At 53.6% G+C, this 3,856-nt stretch carries 1 protein-coding gene; it reads right to left on the bottom strand.

The window, feature by feature from the left end; translation table 11 throughout:
• Positions 1 to 306: 306 nt before the first annotated feature.
• Positions 307 to 3,856 (bottom strand): calcium-binding protein (locus ACXAH0_RS25040; protein ID WP_475195991.1); only part of this gene is annotated, 3,550 nt, incomplete at its 5' end.

Genomic DNA, 3,856 nt, shown 5'->3' with positions numbered 1-3,856 from the left:
TCCGCCGCTTTCTTCGCTTACTCATTAAGGGCCCTTAAATGTCCATTTAATTAAGCGGACACTTAACGCACCAAATCGAAAAGCGGCAGGTCGGGTTCAACGGACGCTCACTCTCCAGATTGCATCGTTGCCGTCCATTCCCGTCCCTCATATCCTGTGTACTGTCCACGCAACACATGGGCAGCGTGCCGCATCGGAGTGGAAAAGGGGCCGGGAAAGGATGCAGCCACCAATCATTTGACTGGCGAGCCACCTCTTTCCCTGAACCAAAATACAAAAACGGTGGCCTTTGCTAACCACAAGCGATCAAACAAACACGAAGTCATCACTCTGAAGACTGGAGACGAGCACACTCTTTAAGACGACAGCAGTGTCCGCATCCAGAGTTATGGTTGTGTCCGTACCGTCATCAACAGCAGCGGCGAGAACGGCATTGAAGTCAGCAAAAACCGAGCTTTCGAATTGGAGAACATCGGCTTCAGCACCGCTTGTCTCAAAATCGGTTATCGTGTCGTTCGAAGCTCCCGCGCTTGTGAAGACGAATGTATCCGAGCCAGCCCCACCCGTGAGGATGTCGCTTCCCAGTGCACCTTCGAGCCGGTCGTTTCCTGCCATTCCAAGAAGTAGGTCTGCGTTGACAGTGCCTTTAAGCACATCGTCCCCGGAGGATCCTGATATCGTGGTCGCCTCGTAAATCTTCACATCGCGATAGAAGCTGTTCGCGTTTCGCAACCCCTTGTCATGATCATTCACGAATGCAAGCGCGCTGACCGTTCCTGTCAGAAAATCTCCTGCCCTGATCGAAAAGTGTTGCCAGTCTCCCGTGCCGGAATAAGAGTGCGTCCGATCAAAACTCGCATGGGTATCAGTGCCGTAGAGCTGGATAATCTTTGATCCGGTTTCGAAATCATTATCCGTTTCCAGGACCAGCCCTTGCATTTCCCCCTGGATGGTCGATTTATATTCGAATTCCAGCATGGTGTTTGCTGTCACCTGATAGTCGAACACCATCTGCTTCCAAGTGTTCCCCTCGAACAAGAGCTCCGAACCATCCCTGCTAACTGATGCCACTCCACCAGCGTCTTGGCCACCTGCATAGCTTGTGAAACTGACACCTCTGAAATCTAATGCGGGCTCGATCGCATTCGTCGCAAGATCACGACCCTGCGCCTGAGCCACACCGAACCCGCCCTGACCATCGCCAAGACGTGTCCAGATCGACCCGTCCTCAGCCGTCAGAACCGCATCAACAACACCGTCGCCGTTCAGGTCTTCATACAGAACAGAGACAGTACCATCAGCACCAACCTCCGAAATGTCTGGATCGGAAACCCAAGTGACAAGAGACGCCTGCTGATTGCCTGACTGAATGAACGTGTCGTTCAACCTGGCACCGACTTGCGACATGCTCGCATCTGCATGCAACTCCACGGAAGGATCGGACAGCACGGCGCTCGTGTAGAACACGGTACCATTCTTCAGATACTGAACCGTGCCATCGGAAAGCCTCTCCACACTCAGCTCATCGCCGACATGGTAACTGCCGAACGTTCCGCGGTTTACACCACTTTCGTAAACTCTCAGGAGGCCTTTGTAGTTCCCGTCACCAATCAGATAAAATGCATAGTCAATCGTATCGTAGTGACCACCGCCCGGCGAACCACTAAGTCCAAACATTAAATGACTATCCGTGGCATGGACCGTGGAGTTCAGGGAAACAGCCCCTGCAAAACTTTCCTTCGAGAAGGCACCTGTATTCCAATCGTAGCTCCCACTTACCTTCTCGATCGCATTCGTCGCAAGATCACGACCCTGCGCCTGAGCCACACCGAACCCGCCCTGACCATCGCCAAGACGTGTCCAGATCGACCCGTCCTCAGCCGTCAGAACCGCATCAACAACACCGTCGCCGTTCAGGTCTTCATACAGAACAGAGACAGTACCATCAGCACCAACCTCCGAAATGTCTGGATCGGAAACCCAAGTGACAAGAGACGCCTGCTGATTGCCTGACTGAATGAACGTGTCGTTCAACCTGGCACCGACTTGCGACATGCTCGCATCTGCATGCAACTCCACGGAAGGATCGGACAGCACGGCGCTCGTGTAGAACACGGTACCATTCTTCAGATACTGAACCGTGCCATCGGAAAGCCTCTCCACACTCAGCTCATCGCCGACATGGTAATTGCCGAACTTTCCGCGGTTTACACCACTTTCGTAAACTCTCAGGAGGCCTTTATCAGTCCCGGCACCTACCACAAAAATTGCATAGTCAATGGTGTCGTAGTGACCACCTCCCGGTGCCTGGCTAAGTCCAAACATGACATTCTTGTTCGTGGCATAGACAGTTGAACTCACCGAAACAGATCCAGCAGAACTCTCCTTCGAGTAAGCCCCTGTATACCAGCTAGTAGTCCCACTAACCTTCTCGATCGCATTCGTCGCAAGATCACGACCCTGCGCCTGAGCCACACCGAACCCGCCCTGACCATCGCCAAGACGCGTCCAGATCGACCCGTCCTCAGACGTCAGAACCGCATCAACAACACCGTCGCCGTTCAGGTCTTCATACAGAACAGAGACAGTACCATCAGCACCAACCTCCGAAATGTCTGGATCGGAAACCCAAGTGACAAGAGACGCCTGCTGATTGCCTGACTGAATGAACGTGTCGTTCAACCTGGCACCGACTTGCGACATGCTCGCATCTGCATGCAACTCCACGGAAGGATCGGACAGCACGGCGCTCGTGTAGAACACGGTACCATTCTTCAGATACTGAACCGTGCCATCGGAAAGCCTCTCCACACTCAGCTCATCGCCGACATGGTAATTGCCGAACTTTCCGCGGTTTACACCACTTTCGTAAACTCTCAGGAGGCCTTTATCAGTCCCGGCACCTACCACAAAAATTGCATAGTCAATGGTGTCGTAGTGACCACCTCCCGGCGCCTGGCTAAGTCCAAACATGACATTCTTGTTCGTCGCGTAGACGGTTGTTCTCACCGAAACAGACCCAGTAAAACTTTCCTCTGAGTAAGCTCCCGTATGCCAGGTGGTGCTTCCACTAACTTTCTCGATCGTATTCGTCGCAAGATCTCGACCCTGCGCCTCAGCCTCGCCGAACCCACCCTGACCATCGCCAAGTCGCGTCCAGATAGACCCGTCCCCAGATGTCAGAACAGCATCCGCAACGCCGTCCCCGTTCAGGTCGTGATGCGTGGTGGTGACGGGGCCGTCTATGCCCGCCAACACAAGACCAGAGTCATAAATCCAAGTGACAGGTTCCGCGGGTCCGCTCCCACTCGTTAGGACCGTGTCGTTCATGCGACTGCCGTGATGGTAGAAGCTCGCATCGGCATAGAGAGCCATAGCTGGATCGGAATTCAATGTGCTCGTATAAAACACCGTTCCATTCTTCAAATACTGCACCGTGCCATCAGCAAGACGCTCAACACTCAGCTCATCGCCAACGTGATAGTTGCCGAAAGAACCTCTGTTGACGCTGTTTTCAAACACGCGGATCGTTCCCGCATATTGATAGAGCGCATATTCAATCGACGAAAATCCGCTATCGCCTGGCTCCGCGGAAAGACCAAGCACGTTGTACTTGTTTGTCTGCGCAACTGTTGTCGATACAGCACCGCTGCCTGTGAAGCTTGCTTGCGAGAACGCACCTTGATCCCAGCCAGATGTGCTACCAGACACTTTTTCAAGCGCATTCGTCGCAAGATCACGGCCTTGCGCCTGAGCCACACCGAACCCGCCCTGACCATCGCCAAGACGCGTCCAGATCGACCCGTCCTCAGCCGACAGAACAGCATCAACAACACCGTCGCCGTTCAGGTCTTCA

Source organism: Roseibium sp. AWQ4_290, assembly GCF_056160985.1.
This window is presented reverse-complemented; position numbering and strand designations above follow the sequence as displayed.